This window comes from Micromonospora sp. NPDC047074, from assembly GCF_040643815.1.
GTDB lineage: Bacteria > Actinomycetota > Actinomycetes > Mycobacteriales > Micromonosporaceae > Micromonospora.
The window spans coordinates 79,425-97,859 of the sequence record NZ_JBEYVB010000020.1; the positions used below are offsets into that span (position 1 = coordinate 79,425).

General features: G+C 73.3%; 16 protein-coding genes. 11 read left to right on the plus strand and 5 right to left on the minus strand.

The window, feature by feature from the left end:
- Positions 1 to 44: 44 nt before the first annotated feature.
- A complete protein-coding gene (locus ABZ809_RS22625; RefSeq protein ID WP_357564560.1) occupies positions 45 to 905 on the minus strand; it encodes a hypothetical protein in 861 nt (286 codons plus the stop codon).
- Positions 906 to 1,093: 188 nt separating this feature from the next.
- On the opposite strand from ABZ809_RS22625, the gene ABZ809_RS22630 reads away from it, so the two are divergent.
- Together ABZ809_RS22630 and ABZ809_RS22635 are read left to right on the plus strand one after the other, a co-directional pair.
- Positions 1,094 to 3,217, plus strand: a complete 2,124-nt coding sequence (locus ABZ809_RS22630) for a SpoIIE family protein phosphatase (protein WP_357564561.1) — start codon at positions 1,094 to 1,096, stop codon at positions 3,215 to 3,217.
- A 104-nt stretch (positions 3,218 to 3,321) separates the two neighbouring features.
- Positions 3,322 to 4,611 (plus strand): cation:proton antiporter, encoded by a 1,290-nt coding sequence (locus ABZ809_RS22635; protein WP_357564562.1) that lies wholly within the window; start codon positions 3,322 to 3,324, stop codon positions 4,609 to 4,611.
- A gap of 53 nt (positions 4,612 to 4,664) precedes the next feature.
- Here the strand turns inward: ABZ809_RS22635 and ABZ809_RS22640 are convergent, their stop codons facing one another.
- A complete protein-coding gene (locus tag ABZ809_RS22640) occupies positions 4,665 to 5,603 on the minus strand; it encodes an FAD-dependent oxidoreductase (protein WP_357564577.1) in 939 nt (312 codons plus the stop codon).
- A gap of 138 nt (positions 5,604 to 5,741) precedes the next feature.
- Between ABZ809_RS22640 and ABZ809_RS22645 the strand changes: the two genes are divergently transcribed.
- Positions 5,742 to 5,957: a DUF3072 domain-containing protein gene (locus ABZ809_RS22645; protein WP_357564563.1), complete on the plus strand. Its 216-nt coding sequence runs from the start codon at positions 5,742 to 5,744 to the stop codon at positions 5,955 to 5,957.
- Here ABZ809_RS22645 and ABZ809_RS22650 read toward each other — a convergent pair.
- Positions 5,951 to 6,466, minus strand: a complete 516-nt coding sequence (locus ABZ809_RS22650; RefSeq protein ID WP_357564564.1) for a YfcE family phosphodiesterase — start codon at positions 6,464 to 6,466, stop codon at positions 5,951 to 5,953. The two genes, ABZ809_RS22645 and ABZ809_RS22650, sit on opposite strands and share 7 nt — an antisense overlap.
- 168 nt (positions 6,467 to 6,634) lie before the next feature.
- On the opposite strand from ABZ809_RS22650, the gene ABZ809_RS22655 reads away from it, so the two are divergent.
- From ABZ809_RS22655 to ABZ809_RS22675, 5 genes are all read left to right on the plus strand, one after another.
- Positions 6,635 to 8,029, plus strand: a complete 1,395-nt coding sequence (locus ABZ809_RS22655; protein WP_357564565.1) for a glycoside hydrolase family 6 protein — start codon at positions 6,635 to 6,637, stop codon at positions 8,027 to 8,029.
- A 486-nt stretch (positions 8,030 to 8,515) separates the two neighbouring features.
- Positions 8,516 to 9,319: a helix-turn-helix transcriptional regulator gene (locus ABZ809_RS22660; protein ID WP_357564566.1), complete on the plus strand. Its 804-nt coding sequence runs from the start codon at positions 8,516 to 8,518 to the stop codon at positions 9,317 to 9,319.
- A 211-nt stretch (positions 9,320 to 9,530) separates the two neighbouring features.
- Positions 9,531 to 10,115 carry a general stress protein gene (locus ABZ809_RS22665; protein WP_357564567.1) on the plus strand — a complete coding sequence of 195 codons (585 nt, stop codon included), beginning with the start codon at positions 9,531 to 9,533 and terminating at the stop codon, positions 10,113 to 10,115.
- Between the two features lie 240 nt (positions 10,116 to 10,355).
- Positions 10,356 to 10,838: a MarR family transcriptional regulator gene (locus ABZ809_RS22670; protein ID WP_357564568.1), complete on the plus strand. Its 483-nt coding sequence runs from the start codon at positions 10,356 to 10,358 to the stop codon at positions 10,836 to 10,838.
- Positions 10,839 to 10,848: 10 nt separating this feature from the next.
- Positions 10,849 to 11,835 (plus strand): pirin family protein, encoded by a 987-nt coding sequence (locus ABZ809_RS22675; protein ID WP_357564569.1) that lies wholly within the window; start codon positions 10,849 to 10,851, stop codon positions 11,833 to 11,835.
- Positions 11,836 to 11,903: 68 nt separating this feature from the next.
- Here ABZ809_RS22675 and ABZ809_RS22680 read toward each other — a convergent pair whose 3' ends face one another.
- Positions 11,904 to 12,032 (minus strand): hypothetical protein, encoded by a 129-nt coding sequence (locus ABZ809_RS22680; RefSeq protein ID WP_357564570.1) that lies wholly within the window; start codon positions 12,030 to 12,032, stop codon positions 11,904 to 11,906.
- 133 nt (positions 12,033 to 12,165) lie between these two features.
- Here ABZ809_RS22680 and ABZ809_RS22685 point away from each other — a divergent pair, with 133 nt between their 5' ends.
- Positions 12,166 to 13,755 (plus strand): phospholipase D-like domain-containing protein, encoded by a 1,590-nt coding sequence (locus ABZ809_RS22685; RefSeq protein ID WP_357564571.1) that lies wholly within the window; start codon positions 12,166 to 12,168, stop codon positions 13,753 to 13,755.
- A 4-nt stretch (positions 13,756 to 13,759) separates the two neighbouring features.
- Here ABZ809_RS22685 and ABZ809_RS22690 read toward each other — a convergent pair whose 3' ends face one another.
- Entirely contained in the window at positions 13,760 to 14,515 is a 756-nt protein-coding gene (locus ABZ809_RS22690) for a hypothetical protein (protein WP_357564572.1), read from the minus strand.
- A gap of 355 nt (positions 14,516 to 14,870) precedes the next feature.
- Here ABZ809_RS22690 and ABZ809_RS22695 point away from each other — a divergent pair, with 355 nt between their 5' ends.
- Together ABZ809_RS22695 and ABZ809_RS22700 are read left to right on the plus strand one after the other, a co-directional pair.
- Positions 14,871 to 15,695: a SigB/SigF/SigG family RNA polymerase sigma factor gene (locus ABZ809_RS22695; protein ID WP_357564573.1), complete on the plus strand. Its 825-nt coding sequence runs from the start codon at positions 14,871 to 14,873 to the stop codon at positions 15,693 to 15,695.
- 481 nt (positions 15,696 to 16,176) lie between these two features.
- A complete protein-coding gene (locus ABZ809_RS22700; protein ID WP_357564574.1) occupies positions 16,177 to 18,216 on the plus strand; it encodes an endo-1,4-beta-xylanase in 2,040 nt (679 codons plus the stop codon).
- Positions 18,217 to 18,435 lie beyond the last annotated feature (219 nt).

Consider the following 18,435-nt stretch of genomic DNA (forward strand, 5'->3'; position numbering starts at 1 on the left):
CACGATCGCGGACACCCCTCCCCGTCTCGCCTCACCGGCGCCGCTCAGCCGCGGAACTGCTGGGTCTCGTCGCCCATGTTCCCCGACTGGTAGGTGCCGCGCCCGCCGGCCATCGTCGACTCCTGCGGCATGGCCCGGGCCCGCTCGGCCGCCGTCCGGTCGGCCATCTGGCGGCCGACGTCGCTCTGCCCGGCCTCCCGGGCCCGGCGGTGCTCCTGCACCGCACGCGACTCCTCGGCCATCCGGTTCAGCCAGCCGTCCCAGCGGTTCTGCATCGGCTTCACCAGACCACCGCCGACGCCGACGATCAGGATGCCGGCCACCGTGGCGAGTACCGCGATCAGCACCGGCGTGGTCACCGTCGTGGCGATGCCCACCTGGTTCAGCGCCGCGATCACACCCAGCGCGAGGATGAAGACCGCCGTCAGGTCGGCCAGGATCTTTCCGTACGCGAGCCCGCCCAGCGCCCCGGTGACCAGATCCCGGACGGCGTTGGCGATCGCGGCGGCCACGACGACGATGATGATCGCCACGAAGGCGCGTGGCAGCCAGCCGACCACACCGCGGATCAGGTCACTGATCGCGTTGGGTCCCCACACCCCGAAGGCGAACTGCAGGGTGAACAGCAGCACGGCGTAGTACGCCAACTTCGCCAGGATGTCGCTCGCGTCGTACTTCGTACGTTCCAGCGCGCGCTTGATCCCGCCCCGCTCCACCGCCCTGTCGAAGTTGACCCGTTCCAGCGCCGCGTCCACGATCTTGAGCACGGCTCTGGCGATGAGCCATCCGACCACGAGGATCGCGATGAACGCGATGGCCCGCGGTACGAACAGCAGCACCGACCTCCACATGTCGGCCACGGCGTCGCCGATGTCGACCTGCCTGACCGCGAGGGTTTCCGGCATGATGTCCCTCCTGTCGCATGGACTGCGTCGCGCGCTTACCCCGTGACCGACGCGGCACGCCGTACCCGTCCCCGAGTTTTTCCCGACATGTCACCGCAGACCGCCCCTGAACTGCCCGAACGATCCGGCTCGACGACGCGCTGGCCATGATCGGAACGGCCCGCGGGCCCTCGGGCTAGGCTGCGGGCATGCCAGGAACGGTCGGACGGGTCCCCAACCCACCAGCCCCGGTCTCGGGAGCACCCGCCGGGCCGGGCATGGCCGCCACCGTCCTCCACCACGACTGGGCCGGCACGCCCCTCGGCCCGTGGCGGGCCTGGGACCCGGCGGTCCGGGCGGCCGCCGAGCTGCTGCTCGCCTCGCCCGTACCGATGGCCCTCACCCTGGGCGACCACCACCTGCTGGTCTACAACGACGCGTACGCCGAGCTGATCGGTGACCGGCACCCCGCGGTGGGCCGGCCGGCGGCCGAGGTGTTCGCCGAGTCCTGGCCGACGCCCGGCGTCGGCGACGCCATCGAGCACACCTACCGCTCGGGGGAGCCGTTCCTGGAGAAGGAGACGGCCCTCCCGCTGCACCGCCGTCCCGGCCTGGTCGAGCAGTCGGTCTTCACCCGGGGCTACTCCCCCGTGCGCGACAGCGCCGGGCGGATCGTCGGCGTGCTGACCGTGGCCGCGGAGACCACCCAGGTCACCCAGCAGTTGCAGAGCCTCGGCGACTTCGCCGCGGCGCTCGCCGGCACCCTGACCCTGGACGACGTGGCCCGGGTCGCGCTGCGCCACGCGATCACCGCGTTCGACGCCGACCGGGTCACGTTCGCCGTCGACGAGGGCGGCGGCGGCTGGCGGATGGTCCGGCGCGTCCGGGGCGAGCTGATGGACGAGGCCGACGAGCGTCTCCCCCCGCTGTGGCGGCGCATCCCGCCGGACTGGCAGGGCCCGGTGGTGACAGCCGCCCGCAGCGGCGCGCCGCACTTCGTCGACGACGGCCAGCCGTTGCGGGAGATCGCGGTGGACCGGCACGACCAGAAGGTCCGCTCGCTCGCGGCGGTGCCGCTGCGGGCCTCGGTGCTGCGCGGCGGACTCACGGTCGGCCACCACGCCCCGCGGGTCTGGTCGGCCGCGCGGCGCGCGCTGCTGGCCGCCTCGGCCGAGCTGATCGGTCAGGCCGCCGAGCGGGCCCGCCGGTTCGAGACCCAGCACGGCACCGCCCAACTGCTGCAGCGCAGCATGCTGCCGGAGCACCTGCCCGACCTGCCCCGGATGCGGATCGCCGCCCGCTACGACCCGGGCGTCGACGGCAACGCCGCCGGCGGGGACTTCTACGACGCCTTCCTGCTGCCCGACGGAGGCCTGGGCATCGTGCTCGGCGACGTCGCCGGCCACGACGTGCAGGCCGCCGCCCGGATGGGTCAGGTCCGTGCCGCGCTGCGGGCGCTGGCCCTGACCGACCCGCGCCCGGACGCCGTACTGGCCGGGCTCGACCGGCTGGTCACCAGCCTGGGCGCCGAGGGCGACACCCACGAGCTGTTCGTGACGGTGGTGTTCGGCGTCGTCGACGCAGACCGGCAACGACTCACCCTGGCCAGCGCCGGTCACCCCGCCCCGCTGCTCCGCCGGCACACCCCCGACGGCAAGCTGGTCGCCGCGTACCTCGACGTGCCCGCGGGCGCCCCGCTGGGCCTCGGCTGCCGGCCGCCGACCACCACGGTGCGGTTCGCCCCCGGCGACACGCTGTTGCTCTTCAGCGACGGCGTGGTGGAGCGCCGCTGGCAGGGGCTGACCAGTGGCCTGGACGCCCTGGCCGCCGCCGTCGCCGGGGCGGGCAGCGGCGACCCCCGCGCGCTGTGCGCGGTGGCCACGGCGGCGGTTCCCGGCGCCACCGAGGACGACGTCGCCGTGCTGGCGGTGGAGCACGCGTTGCGCCCGAGCCGGTCGGCGAGCATGGAGGTGCCGGCCGAGCCGACGGCGCCGAGCCGGGTGCGGCACTGGATGACCGGGCAGCTCACCCAGTGGCGGGTGGCCGAGTCGGTCATCGGCGCGGCGGTGCTCTGCACCAGCGAGCTGACCACCAACGCGCTGCTGCACGCGGGCACCGCCGCCCGGGTGGAGATCGACCTCAGTCCGGAGCGGCTGTTGGTGTCGGTCGCCGACTCGGGCACCCGGGGCACGGTCACCCGTACGCAGACCGACACGCTCAGCAGCCGGGGCCGGGGCCTCGGGCTGATCGAGGAGCTGAGCGACGCCTGGGGGACGGACCCGACCGTACGCGGGTCGACGGTCTGGTTCGAGATCCTGATCCCGCCCGGCTGATCGAAGCCGACGGATCGCGGCCGACAGGAATACGAGAGGCGTTCCTGGGGCAAAGCTCTGCACCGCCCGCCCGCATGCCGTGGGCGGAGCGGAGAGGCGGAGTCGTGGAGCCGGTCGATGTGGCGTTCGCGGTGGTCGGTCTGGGTGCGCTGCTGGCGGGGATCCTGCCCCGCGTGCTCGAACATCGTCCCCTGTCCATGCCGATCGCCTTTCTCGGCCTCGGTGTGCTGGTCTTCCTCCTGCCCGTCGGGCTGCCGAGCCCCGACCCGCTCGCGTACCCGGAGATCGCCACCCACCTCACCGAGATCGGCGTCATCGTCGCGCTGATGGGCGCCGGATTGAAGATCGACCGGCCGCTGAGCTGGGCCCGCTGGTCGTCGACCTGGCGGCTGCTGGCCATCGCCATGCCGCTGTGCATCGCGGCGGTGGCGCTGCTCGGCTGGTGGTGGGCCGGGCTGGTGCCGGCCGCCGCCCTGCTGCTCGCGGCGGCCCTCGCCCCCACCGATCCGGTGCTCGCCGCCGACGTGCAGGTCGGCGAGCCGACCGACGTCGAGGACTCCGAGGACGAGGTCCGGTTCGCCCTCACCTCCGAGGCCGGCCTGAACGACGGGCTGGCCTTCCCGTTCGTGTACGCGGCCATCGCCATCGCCACCACCGGCCTGGCCCCCGGCGGCTGGTTGGGCCGCTGGCTCGGCGTGGACGTGCTCTGGAAAATCGTCGCCGGGGTGGCGGGCGGCTGGCTGATCGGCTGGCTGCTCGGCAAGCTCTTCTTCCGGGCCCCGAGCAAGCTTCGACTCGCCCGCCACTCCGAGGGCTTCCTCGCGGTGGCCGCGACCTTCCTGGCGTACGGGCTGGTGGAACTCGTGAGCGGCTACGGCTTCCTGGCGGTCTTCGTGGCGGCCCGGGCGATCCGGGCCGCCGAACGCACCCACGAGTTCCACTCGGTGCTGCACGACTTCGCCGAGCAGGTCGAACGGCTGCTCACCGTGATGCTGCTGCTGCTCTTCGGCGGCGCGGTCGTCGGCGGCCTGCTGGGCCCGCTGACCTGGCCGGCCGCCGCGGTCGGGCTGGCGCTGGTCTTCGTGGTCCGCCCGCTGGCCGGGTGGCTGTCGCTGCGGGGCGCACCCGGCCGGCCGGCCGAGCACTGGGTGATCGCCCTGTTCGGCATCCGGGGCGTCGGCTCGTTCTACTACGTCGCGTACGCGACCTCCAAGACCGACTTCCCGCAGGCGGACCTGGTCTGGGCGACCGTGGGTCTCGTGGTGGTCGTCTCGGTGGTGGTGCACGGCGTCGCGGCTACCCCGGTGATGCAGTTGCTCGACCGTGCGGGGCAACGCACCGCCGACCCGTCGGAGCGCGCCCGGGCCGCCGATCCGGTCCCCGCCGCCCGCTGAGGTGTAAGGAAGGGGCCCTTCCTATCGCCTGGGCGATAGGAAGGGCCCCTTCCTTACACCCGGAGGCGGGCGGCCAGGGCCCGGCCCAGGTCGCGGCCGGAGCGCCAGGCGGTCTGCACCCGGGGCTCGCCGAAGGCGTCGCCGGCCAGCCCGATGCCGTCGGCGTCCAGGTGGTACGTCCCGCCGGGACCGGCGGTGGGTCGCGCGTACGTCCAGCGGTGCACGTGCACGTGTTCCGCCGGCTCGGGCAGGCTCAGCAGGTCCCGGACGGCCTCCTCGATCGCCGGCCCGGCCCCGGTGGGCTGCGCGAGGTGGCCCGCGGCGAACTCGGGCGTGGTGTGCGCGACCAGCACCGGCGCGCCGTCGCCCCGCCGGTCGCCGTCGTCGCAGACCAGGCGCAACAACGGGTGGTCGTTGACGAACGCGCCCCTGAACGCGGGCCACCCGCGCGCCGGGAAACGCAGCACCCCGGCCAGCGAGGGCGACCAGCGCTGGGCCTGGGTGGCCCGGGTCGCGGCGGCCAGGGCCGGGTCGAGCAGCAGCGCGGCCTGCGGCCCCGGCATGGCCAACGCCACCGCCTCGCAGGGCTGCCCGTCGACCGTCGGACCCGGCTCGACGCTGAGCACGAGCCGGTTGACGGTCACCGGCAACTCCCGGGCGAGGTGCTCCACCAGCGAGCGCAGCCCCCTGGGCGCCGCCCAGCGCATCGGGCCGGGCACCTCGTGCCGGCCGTCGGCGCCGTACGCGACGAAGGTGTCGGTCCACTCGCGGGCCAGGCCGGCCGACCGCCACCGCTCGACCACCGCGGCGAAGTCCGGGTCGCTGACCGTGAAGTACGCCGCGCCGAGGTCGGCGGGTCGGCCGTCGAAGCGCCGGCTGGCCATCCGGCCGCCAGCCACCCGGGCGCGCTCCCGGATCTGGACCGGGATGCCGGCGCGGACCAACTCCGTCGCGCACGCCACGCCGGCGATGCCGGCCCCGACCACGACCACACCCGCCCGGTCCTCCGCAGCCATCCGTTGATCGTATGCGGCCGTACGCCCGGGAGGACGGGGCACGGCGGCGGGTGGTCGGCATGGATCCGCGCCACGCGGGGTATTGGCACATCCGTTCGAAGGAAGGTGGAGGCGATGACTGACCGCGACAGCAACGAGCCCGATCCGCAGGGCGCGATCAAGGACCCGGACGAGTGGGTCACCGGCGACGAGCCGCCGACCGCCGCGCAGGTGTCCTACCTGGCGACCCTGGCCCGCGAGGCCGGCGAGGATCCGCCGGCGGGCCTGACGAAGGCAGCGGCCTCGAAGCGGATCGACGAGCTCCAGGCGGAGACCGGCCGCGGTCAGTGACCGGGCGGGCGGCGCGGTGGCAGGCGGTGCAGCTCGACCTCGTCGAGCCGGCCCGCCGCCACCCGGGCCGTCAGGTAGGTGGCGTACGGCTGCGCCCGGCGGTCGGTCGGCGAGCCCGGGTTGAGCAGGCGCAGCCCGCCCGGGGCGACCGTGTCCCAGGGGATGTGCGAGTGACCGAAGACCAGCAGGTCGACGTCGGGGAAGCGGGCCGCGCAGCGGCTCTCCCGCCCGCCCTTCGGCCCGGTCTCGTGCACCACGGCGACCCGCAGCCCGCCGAGCTCCACCCGGGCGATCTCGGGCAGCCGGGCGCGCAGCGCCGGCCCGTCGTTGTTGCCGTACACCCCCACGAGCCGGCGGGCCCGGGCCGCCAGCGCGTCGAGCAGTGCCTCGTCGACCCAGTCGCCGGCGTGCAGCACCACGTCGGCGGCGTCGATCGCCGCCCAGAGCCGCTCCGGCAGGTCCCCGGCCCGCTTCGGCACGTGGGTGTCCGCGGTGATGACCAAGCGCATCCCCCATTCTCTCCGGCGCCGGAGTCCGGCCGCCGGACAAGGCCGCCGCGGCAGCCGGGACATCGCCACAGGACGCGGGCTCTTCACATCTCCGCAATCAGCACGTAGTTTGACGGCGATGCATGGGAGCGCTTCCAGCGGTGCTCCTCGATGGAATGGGAGATCCCCGTGAGAAGCAGACCGGCACTCGCCGCGGCGGCCGCCGCCGCGGCCGCGCTCACCGTCGCCACCACCGTCGCCGTCGGCGTCCGGGCTCCCGCCGCGGTCGCCGCCGACTCCGCCTTCTACGTCGATCCCGCGACGGCCGCCGCGGCCTGGGTCACCGCCAACCCCGGCGATCCCCGCGCCGCCGTCATCGCCAGCCGGATCGCGAGCGTCCCGCAGGGCCGCTGGTTCACCCGGACCAACACCTCGACCGTACGCTCCGAGGTCGACGCCCTGGTCGGCGCGGCGGCAGCCGCCGGCAAGACACCGATCCTGGTGGTCTACAACATCCCCAACCGGGACTGCAGCGGAGCCAGCGGCGGCGGCGCCCCCGACCACGCCACCTACCGCCAGTGGATCGACCAGGTCGCGGCCGGGCTCGCCGGGCGGCCGGCGACCATCGTCCTGGAACCGGACGTGCTGCCGCTGATGACCAACTGCCAGAACGCCGCCCAGCAGGCCGAGACGAAGGCCTCCATGGCGTACGCCGGCAAGAAGCTCAAGGCGGCCTCGGCCTCGGCGAAGGTTTACTTCGACACCGGGCACTCGGCCTGGCTCTCCCCCTCCGAGGCCGCCTCCCGGCTGCTCGGGGCGGACATCGCCAACAGCGCGGACGGCATCTCGCTGAACGTGTCGAACTACCGGCGCACCGCCGACGAGGTCGCCTACGCCAAGGCGGTGATCGCCGCGACCGGGGTGTCCCGGCTCAAGGCGGTCGTCGACACCAGCCGCAACGGCAACGGGCCGGCCGGCTCGGAGTGGTGCGACCCGGCGGGGCGGGCGATCGGCACCCCGAGCACCACCGCCACGGGAGACCCGGCGATCGACGCGTACCTCTGGGTGAAACTCCCCGGCGAGGCCGACGGCTGCATCGCGGCGGCCGGCCAGTTCGTGCCGCAGCGGGCGTACGAGCTCGCCATCGCCGCCGGCCCGGCCCCCACCACCGCGCCGCCGACCACCGCCCCGCCCACCACGCCGCCGCCGACCACCGCGCCCCCGACCACCGCGCCGCCCACGACGCCCCCGCCGACCACTCCCCCGCCGACCGGCGGCTGCACCGTGACGCACACCGTGAACTCCTGGTCGGGCGGCTTCACCACGGAGTTGCGGGTGACCAACCACGGCGCCGCGCTCACCGGCTGGACCCTCGGCTTCGCTCCCGGCGCCGGGGTCCGACTGACCAACGGCTGGAACGGCGACTGGAGCCAGTCGGGCGACCGGATCACCGTCCGCAACGCCACGTGGAACGCCGCGCTGCCCACGGGCGGAACGCTCTCCCTCGGCTTCCAGGGCACCTGGGCCGGCGGCGCCCTGCCCGCCCCGACCGGGTTCACCCTCAACGGCACCGCCTGCTCCTGACCCCCGGCTCCTCGCCCGCCCACCCAGGGCGGGCGAGGAGTCCGCCGGCCCTCTCCTCACCCGCCCCGTCCGCTTTCGCCCCGCGTACGCCGGCCGGCTGACCGCCCGGCACGCGGCCGGCGGCACCGTCGCGCGAGCGTCCTTCCCGACGGCAAATCCCTGACCCCACGGTAGATCTTGGTAGGAAACGGCCCCCGGAAGGGCCATCTCCCACCAAGATCTCTGGTGACCCTAGAGCGGAACGAACTTCCCGAGGGACGGGAGATTCGGCGGGGACAGCGCGGCCCGCCAGCCGCCAGCCGCCAGCCGCCAGCCGCCAGCCGCCGCGATCTTGCAGTTTCTGCCCCCGCTATGTCCCGAAGGAGCGAAACGCCGGGGCTTGAGCTGCAAGATCGCGAGGCTGGCACAGCCGGCAGCTGCCGCCAGCCGGCCGAGAGGCGATGCGGCGAGAGGCGACGGGTCCACCGATCTCCTAGGATCGCTGGCGTGACCGCGACGGCGGCCGGGCGTCAGGTGCCGGTGGGGGCGCTGCTCCGGCAGTGGCGCCGGCAACGCGGGCTCAGCCAGCTCGCTCTCGCGGTCGAGGCGGAGATATCCACCCGGCACCTCAGCTTCGTGGAGACCGGGCGCTCGACGCCGAGCCGGGAGATGGTCCTACGGCTGGCCGAGCAGCTCGACGTGCCGCTGCGGGAGCGGAACCGGCTGCTGCTGGCCGCCGGCTACGCCCCGGTCTACTCCCACGCCCCGCTGGACTCCCCCGAGCTGCGTCGGGTCCTCGACGCGGTGCGCCGGGTCCTGCGCGCGCACGAGCCGTACCCGGCCGTCGCGGTGGACCGGCGCTGGAACCTGGTCGCCGGCAACGCCGCCCTGCCGCTGCTCACCACGGGGGTGGCCGCACACCTGCTGCGGCCGCCGGCCAACGTGCTGCGGCTGACCCTGCACCCCGAGGGCCTGGCGCCGCGGATCGTCAACCTCACCGAGTGGCGCGCCCACCTGCTCGGCCGGTTGCGCCGGCACCTGGGGCTGACCGCCGACGCCGAGCTGAGCGCGCTCCACGAGGAGTTGCAGGGCTATCCGGGCGGCCCGGCCGAGCCGGAGGCTGAGCTGCCCCGCCCCGGGGACGTCGTGGTGCCCCTGCGCCTGCACCATCCGGGCGGCGAGTTGTCCTTCCTCAGCACCGTCTCGACCTTCGGCACGCCCCTCGACGTGACTGTCGAGGAGCTCTCCATCGAGTCCTTCTTCCCGGCCGACGACACCACCGCCGCCCACCTGCGCAAACCCACCCCCTGACGCCCCCGCCCCCGCCCCGCCGACCCGTCCAGCCCGGCGATCTTGCACTTTCGGCCCCGACAAAACCGACATTCGTCGCAATCAAGGGGCACCAAGTGCAAGATCGCGGGGAAGACGGCGGCGAGCACCGTGGGTCGGGGGATCCGTGGGGGTGGTGGTGTTACGGCGGGTGGCCGACGGGAAGGCGGGTGGTTGACGAAGGAGGAGATCAATGACGACACCGTCGAGTCCGACGTCGGCCTGGCGGCCCGGGATGCCGGGCGGTGACACCCTCCCGTCCGGTCCCGCCGGCCGGCCGACCGCCCCCAGCCACGACGGGCACGGCCCGGAGACGGGCCCGCCAACCGTGACGATCGGTTCGTACCCGGACTATCCGTCCGCCCAGCGCGTGGTGGACCACCTGGCGGACAACCGGTTCCCGGTCGAGCACAGCGCCATCGTCGGCACGAACCTCACCCTGGTCGAGACCGTGCTCGGCCGGATGACCACCGGGCGCGCGGCCCTGGCGGGCGCCGGTACGGGCGCCTGGTTCGGGCTCTTCATCGGGCTGCTGTTCGGGATCTTCACCGCCGGCAACTGGATCGCGGTGATCCTGGTCGGGCTGCTCGTCGGCGCGATCTGGGGGGCCGTGTTCGGCGCCGTCGCGCACGCGATGACCGGCGGGCGACGCGACTTCACCTCGGCCAGTTCGCTGCGCGCCGGCCAGTACGCCGTCATCGTCGACGCGCAGTTCGCCGAGCAGGCCCGTCAGCTGCTCGGCCGGATGCACCTGACGGCGCCAGCACCGCACCGGTGAGCCGGTCCCGGGCGCCCGGCCACCCGCCGGGAGCCCGGGCAATCACCGCGTGACACAGCTCGTTCCGCCGCACTCCCCGTGGTGTGCACGACCGGGACGCCGGAAACCACCCTGGCGTCCCGGTCGTACGCCCGCCCCCGCCGGGCACGTTCATTCGAATCTGTACGTACTTCTCCAGCAGCACCGTAACCGCGCTCACACAGCACTAGTTAAATTTTGAAAGAGTGCTACTGTTTCGGCATGACCGAGAGCCTGGACAGCGAGCGGCTCGCCGCCTGGCGCGCCTACATCGAGGCCAGCCAGCGGCTGTTCACCCAGATCGAGGAGGATCTGCGCGCCGACAGCGGGCTCAGCTTCGCCGACTACCACGTGCTCGTGCTGCTCTCCGAGGCGCCGGGCCAGCGGCTGCGGATGGGCGAGCTGGCGGGCCGGCTGGTCTTCTCGCCGAGCCGGCTGACGTACCAGATCTCCGCCATGCAGCGGCGGGGCCTGGTCGCCCGCGAACCCTGTCCCGACGACCGCCGTGGCAGCGAGGCCGTGCTCACCGCCACCGGGCTGCTGACCCTGCGCGAGGCCGCCCCGCACCACCTGCGCTCGGTGCGCGCCCACCTGGTGGACGACCTCGACGACGACGAGGTCGCCTGCCTCACCCGGATCTTCGAGCGACTCGGCCGGCGCCTCCGCGCGGACCGCGACGCGTCCACCGCCCACCCCCACAGCTGAGGAGTCTCCGATGCCCGCCATCACCGTCGACAACGTGCTCGTCCTGCCCCGCCTGCCCAGGCTCGACGAGTCCACCGCGTTCCGGCCGGTCCGCCGGCTGACCACCGCGCCGAGCGGCTACGAGGGCGAGGGGTTCCCGGTCCGCCGGGCGTTCGCCGGCGTGCCGGTGACCGAGCTGGACCCGTTCATCCACCTGGACCAGATGGGCGAGGTGGACTACGCCCCGGGCGAGCCGCGGGGCACCGCCTGGCACCCGCACCGGGGGTTCGAGACCGTCACCTACATGATCGACGGGATCATGGACCACCAGGATTCGCAGGGCGGCGGTGGCACCATCACCAACGGTGACACCCAGTGGATGACGGCCGGCAGCGGCCTGCTGCACATCGAGGCGCCGCCGGAGCACCTGGTGCTCAGCGGCGGGTTGTTCCACGGCACCCAGCTCTGGGTGAACCTGCCCCGGGCCGCCAAGATGAACCCGCCCCGCTACCAGGACATCCGTGGCCGGGAGGCGGCCCTGCTGACCACGCCGGACGGCGGTGCGCTGATCCGGGTGATCGCCGGCGAGATCGCCGGGCACCAGGGGCCGGGCTCCACCCACACGCCGATCACCATCACCCACGTGACCGTGCAGCCGGGCGCCCAGGTCGACCTGCCGTGGCGGCCGGACTTCAACGCCCTGGTCTACGTGCTCGGTGGGCGGGGCACGGTGGGCACCGACGGGCGCCCGGTGCACACGGGCCAGCTGGCCGTGCACGGTCCGGGCGACGCGCTGCGCTTCGCCGCGGACGCCAGCCAGGACAGCCACACCCCGGCGCTGGACCTCTACATCATGGGCGGCGAGCCGATCCGGGAACCCGTGGCGCACTACGGGCCGTTCGTCATGAACACCCGCGACGAGCTGCTCCAGGCGGTCGAGGACTTCCAGGCCGGCCGGCTCGGTGTCGTTCCCGCCGAGCGCCTGCCGCACACCAACGGCCAGGCGCCCCGGCCCTGAGTACCGCAGCACGCCCGGTGGGCGCTTCCGGCATCGCCGGAGGCGCCCACCGGGCGTCGAGGTGTGCGTCAGGAGACGGCGAAGATGCCCGCGACGCCCAGGATCACCATGAGCAACACGGCCACCAGAGCACCCCGCTCACTCTCGACCGCCTGCTCGCGGTGCTCGGTCACGGAGTTCGTCGTCTCGCCGGGCATGGTGTTGCCTCCTCGGTGTTCGCGTCGTTGATCGGGCGTTCGTCGGGGGTCGTGACCGGATCACCGGTCGGGATGCGGACCCACGACGGGGGTCCTACCGTGAGGACGTTGTCGACCTCGGAGGGCTGGAACGGTGGCACCGCACACGTGGTTGCTCAGCGCACGGGAACGCGCCAACCCGGTGTCAGAGTTACCCGTCTGGACCAGCGGAAACCTCGCCGAGCCGTTAATTCACGGTGCCGCGTACTTCGACCGGCTGGTCAGCGAGGTGGAGGCCCTCGAAGCGGGTGACCACCTGTTCTTCACCGACTGGCGGGGCGACCCGGACCAGCGGCTGCGCCCCGACGGGCCCACCGTGGCCCAGCTCTTCGCCCAGGCCGCGCAGCGGGGCGTGGTGGTCAAAGGGCTGATCTGGCGCTCCCACCTCGACGCCCTGTCCTACAGCGAGGAGGAGAACCGCAACCTCAGCGAGACGATCTCCGCCGCCGGTGGGGAGGTGCTGCTCGACCAGCGGGTCCGCCGGGGCGGCTCGCACCACCAGAAGCTGGTGGTGCTGCGGCACCCCCGGGCGCCGGAGCGGGACGTCGCCTTCGCCGGCGGGATCGACCTGTGCCACAGCCGGCGCGACGACGACGAGCACCGGGGCGACCCGCAGGCCGTGCAGATGTCCACCCGCTACGGGGAGCACCCACCCTGGCACGACGTGCAGCTCGCCGTGCGGGGGCCGGCGGTGGGCGCGCTCGACAGCACCTTCCGGGAGCGGTGGACCGACCCGACGCCGCTGGACTCGGAGAACCCCCTCGCCTACCTGCGCGACCGGCTGCGCGGTGCGGACCTGCGGCCCGACCCGCTGCCGGACCAGCCGGCCGACCCGCCGCCCTGCGGCCCGCACCACGTGCAGGTGCTGCGCACCTATCCGGCGGTCCGGCCCCGCTATCCCTTCGCTCCCGACGGCGAGCGCACCGTGGCCCGCGGTTACACCAAGGCGGTCCGGCGGGCCCGGCGGCTGATCTACCTGGAGGACCAGTACCTGTGGTCCACCGAGGTGGCCGACCTCTTCGCCCGGGCGCTGCGGGAGAATCCCGACCTGCACCTGGTCGCCGTGGTTCCCCGGTATCCGGACGTGGACGGCCGGCTGGCGCTGCCGCCGAACACGGTGGGCCGCGAGCAGGCGCTGTCGCTCTGCGAGCGCGCCGCCCCGGATCGGGTGCACGTCTTCGACGTGGAGAACCACGCCGGCACCCCCGTGTACGTGCACGCCAAGGTGTGCGTGGTCGACGACGTGTGGGCCAGCGTGGGCAGCGACAACTTCAACCGCCGGTCCTGGACCCACGACAGCGAGTTGTCCTGCGCGGTGCTGGACGAGACCCGGGACGAGCGGGCCCCGACCGATCCTGCCGGCCTCGGCGACGGCGCCCGGCTCTTCGCCCGGGAGCTGCGGCTGCGGCTGTGGCGCGAGCACCTGGACCGCGATCCGGCCGGCGGCGAGGACGCCGACCTGGTCGACCCTGCCGACGCCGTCGCGGCGGTCACCGCCGCCGCCGACGCGCTGCGCCGGTGGTACGACTCCGGGCGGGTCGGTCCCCGTCCGCCCGGCCGGCTGCTGCCGCACCGGCCGGAGCGGCTGCCCTGGTACACGCGGGCCTGGGCGTTGCCGGCGTACCGGCTGCTCTACGACCCCGACGGCCGGCCGCTGCGGGCCCGGTGGGCCGGCACGTGGTGAGCGCTCAGGCGGGCACCGACACGGCGTCGACCCGGGCCCGGGTGGGCGCGGCCGGCACGGCGTCGGAGTCGGGGCCGTGGACGGTCAGCCCGCCGGGGTAGGCGAACGAGGCGCGCGGGGAGTAGAAGCCGAACCCGATCGTCAGCGGGTTCTCCGGGCGCAGCGCGTAGATCGGGTGCCCCGGCTCCAGGAACTCCACCGACTCGATCACGAACGGGTTGACCGGCTCGGCGACGTACGGGTAGACGGAGCTGAGCAACTGTCCGTCCCGGCGGGTGAAGTAACGGTGGTGGCCACCGCTGACGGTCTGGCCCGTCTCACCCACCTCGCACCAGGCGCGGATCATGGGCACTCCGTCGATCTCGGTCTCGGCGACGATGCGCCCGTCGCGCCGCTCGATGCGGGTGCGGCCGGTGGCGGCGGGGGCGCCCCGGGCTACGGCGTACGCGCGGACCCGCTCGCTGGAGGTCACGTAGTGCGTCCACCAGCCGCCGGGGCTGCCGCCGGGCGCGTCCACCCCCGCCAGCGACACCCCGAGGTAGGTCAGCGAGTACGCGCCGAACCCGGAACTCTGGCTCTCGTCGTCGACCACGTACTGGTTGAGGAAGACCTGCCGGTCGGGGGAGGGTCGCAACCCGGCCGGCACCAGCGCCGCGACCGCGTCCGCGTCCGCCGGCAGCCAGCTGAAGTAGAGCGTGCGGCTGTTCACGACGAGCTGGGGTGCGGCGGGGTCGAGCACGGAACCTCCGAGGCTGGTCACGTACCCGCACGCTACGGCCCGTCCCGTTAACGGGACAACGACGGAAAGCCGACATTCGGCGCCGGTCATCCGACGGCTACTGGACCGGTCGGCCGGCCGATCCGGCCCGCCCGGGCGCACGGTCGTCGATGTCCGGCCGGTCCAGACGGCCGTCCGCCCATGCGAGGAGGCTCACAATCCGATGAGGTTTCGCCCTTTTTGGCGGTTTCATGACTGGAAGTCACTTAAGTACATCGTACTTTCGGCTAGATTTTGTCGGGCCGATCAGGCTAATGTGACTTCCGAACGGCCAACTCGAAGCTAAACCAAAGCGTCACGTCTTTTGTTCGCGGACGAGGTGCAGGGAGGACCATCCATGACCGCGCCAACGACCAGCGTGCCGGCGACCACCACACCGCGTACCACCGCGAAGCTGGACCCGCGGGCACTCACCGACAGCGCCGCCGATCTGCTCAACGCGATGGCCGCGCTGCCGGCGAACCACCCGTCGCGCGCCGCGCTGCGCGACCGGGCGATCGAGGCCTGGCTGCCGCTCGCCAACCACCTCGCCCACCGCTACAGCGGCCGGGGCGAGCCCACCGACGACCTGGCCCAGACCGCCGCCGTCGGCCTGATCAAGGCGATCGACAAGTTCGACCCGTCCCGCGGCGTCGACTTCGCCGGCTACGCGATCCCCACCATCATCGGCGAGCTCAAGCGGCACTTCCGCGACCGCACCTGGGACATCCGGGTGCCGCGCCGGCTCCAGGAGCTGCGGCTGGCCATCTCCGACGCCAACAGCTCGCTGCTGCAGACCCTCGGCCGTTCGCCCACGGTCGCCGACATCGCCGCCCACCTCAAGCTCACCGAGGAAGAGGTGCTGGAGGGCCTGGAGGGTGCCCGCGCCTACAACGCGGTCTCGCTGTCCACCCCGACCGGCGACGGCGACCGGGCGACCGAACTCGGCGACATGCTCGGCGGTGAAGACAGCGAGTTCGAGCTGGCCGAGCTACGGGTGGCCCTCGGCCCGGCGCTCGCCACCCTCGACGAGCGGGAGCAGAAGATCCTCACGCTGCGGTTCTACGGCAACCTCACGCAGTCGCAGATCGCCGAGCAGATCGGCGTCTCCCAGATGCACGTCTCCCGGCTGCTGGCCCGCGCGCTGACCAAGCTGCGGGGGCACCTCGACGGCACGTACTAGACACTTCCCCAATAGCTGAGACCTCCGGGTGCGGTGGAGCCTGCAAGGGCTGCACCGCACCCGGAGGTCTTCGTGCCACCTGCTGGCGCACCCCTGACGGGGGCCACCGGGTCACGGTCGGCGGCCTTCCGAGCCTCCGCCGCGTCGTACTGCCTCACGAGCAGCACCACGATGCCGGCGACCACCAGAAACCCGAGAACGTCCTCCGCCTGCTCGAACACCTCCCCGAGGGTACGGCACCGACCACAGAGGACTCTCGGCGTCGCGCGGCTCGCCTTTACCGCGCCGCGCTGGTGCGGCACGTCCGTGATCCGTACGATCGGACCTCGACAGCGGTGCCCGGCAGCGGGTGCCGCGAGCGGAGCGGGACCACGACCAACCGGCATGCGGGCTCATGCCGGTCGACCGGCGTGCGCCCGCCTCCGCGAGAACCTCTCCCCAGCGGTCCGCGCGCATCCATCCGTACCGGAAGGACACCCCTATGCGCGCTCCCTGGACGCGCCGTCACCGCCTTCTGCCGGGGCTGCTGGCCCTGGCCTCCCTCGCCACCGTCGCCGTGGTCGCCGCCGTCCCGCTGACCACCCCGCCCGCCCGCGCCGCCGACCCCGTCGTGGTGCTCGACGCCACCTTCGAGGACGGCACCACCCAGGGCTTCCGGTCCCGGGCCAGTGAGACCGTCGCGGTCAGCACCGCCGTCGCCCACGGCGGCACCCGCAGCCTGCTCGCCTCCGGCCGCACCGCGAGCTGGCAGGGCCCCACCATCGACCTGCTCGACGAGATGGTCAAGGGAACCCGCTACACGCTGACGGTGTGGGTGCGGCTCGCCGCCGGCCAGTCGCCCGGCCAGGTCCGGCTCAGCGTGCAACGCGACTCCGGCGGCACCTCCGCCTACGACCAGGTGGTGGGCAACACCGCCGTCACGGCCGACGCCTGGGTCCGGCTCAGTGGCACGTACGTGCTCGCCCACGACGTGGACGGGCTGTCGGCGTACGTGGAGACCGCCAGCGGCACCGCCGACCTGCACATCGACGACTTCACCATGGCGTACCAGCCGACCAAGCCGGTGCAGACCGACATCCCGGCCCTGCGCGAGGTGCTGGCCGCCGACTTCCCGATCGGGGCGGCGATCAGCAACCGGCAGATCATCGGCGACCAGGCCACCCTGCTGCGCCGGCACTTCAACACGGTGACCCCTGGCAACGCGCTCAAGTGGGACGCCACCCAGCCGACCGAGGGCACCTTCCGGTGGGCCGACGCCGACACGCAGGTCGGGTTCGCCACCGACAACGACCTGGCGGTACGCGGACACACCCTCGTCTGGCACCAGCAGACCCCGGCCTGGGTCTTCACCGACACCGACGGCACCCCGCTGACCTCGGACCCGGCCGACAAGGCCCTGCTGCTGTCCCGGCTGGAGGCGCACATCCGCGCGGTCGTCGGCCGGTACGGCGACGCGATCGGGGTCTGGGACGTCGCCAACGAGGTGATCGACGAGAACCAGTCCGACGGGCTGCGGCGCAGCCGCTGGCACGAGATCAGCGGGCTGGACTACCTGCGGACCGCGTTCCGGGTGGCCCGGGAGGTCGCGCCGACGGCCAAGCTCTACATCAACGACTACAACACCAACGTGCCGGCCAAGCGCGACAAGCTGCGCAACCTGGTGAGCCAACTGCGCGCCGAAGGGGTACCGATCGACGGCGTCGGGCACCAGATGCACGTCAACGTCCAGTGGCCGTCGATCGCCGAGACCGAGGCGATGCTCCAGGCGTTCGTCCCGCTCGGGGTGGAGCAGCAGGTCACCGAGATGGACATCAGCATCTACGTCAACAACAACGAGTCCTTCCCCACCCCGCCGGCCGACCGGCTGCTGACCCAGGCGTACAAGTACCGGGACCTGTTCGCCCTCTACCGCCGCTACGCCGACGAGTTGACCTCGGTCACCCTGTGGGGGCTGGCAGACGACGACACCTGGCTGGACACCTTCCCGGTGGCCCGCAAGGACGCGCCGCTGCTGTTCGACACGGAACTCCAGGCCAAGTCGGCGTACTGGGGGATCGTCGACCCGACCCGGATCAACCCGACCCCGACGCCCACCGTCTCCCCCACGGTCAGCCCGACCGTCTCCCCGACCGTCAGCCCGACGGTTTCGCCGACGGTCAGCCCGACCGTTTCGCCGACGGTCACGCCGACCACCGGGCCGGACGCCTGCCGGGCGACCTACACCGTCTCCAACCAGTGGCCGGGCGGCTTCCAGGCGAGCGTCAGGATCACCAACACCGGCGGTCGGGCGCACAGCGGCTGGACGGTGCGCTGGCGGTTCTCGGACGGGCAGCGGATCAGCCAGCTCTGGAACGGCACGATCCGGCAGGACGGCCCGGACGTGACGGTCACTCCCACGTCCTGGAACTCCACCCTGCCCCCGGGCGGGACGATCGAGGTCGGCTTCCTGGCCAGCTGGTCCACGACCAACACCCCGCCAACCAACATCACCCTCGACACCCTGCCCTGCACCACAACCTAACCCCTAACCCCTACCTCCCTCCCCGCCCCGCCCTCGCCCCACCCCGCCTCGCCCTCGCCTCGCCCTCGCCTCGCCCCACCCCGCCTCGCCGATCTTGCACTTTGTGCCTCGACAAACCACGCATTGTGCGCATCAAGAGGGCCGAAACTGCAAGATCGGCGGGCGGGGCGGGCGGGGGCGGGGGCGGGGGGTGTCAGGGGGTTGGGGGCGTGGGGGTGT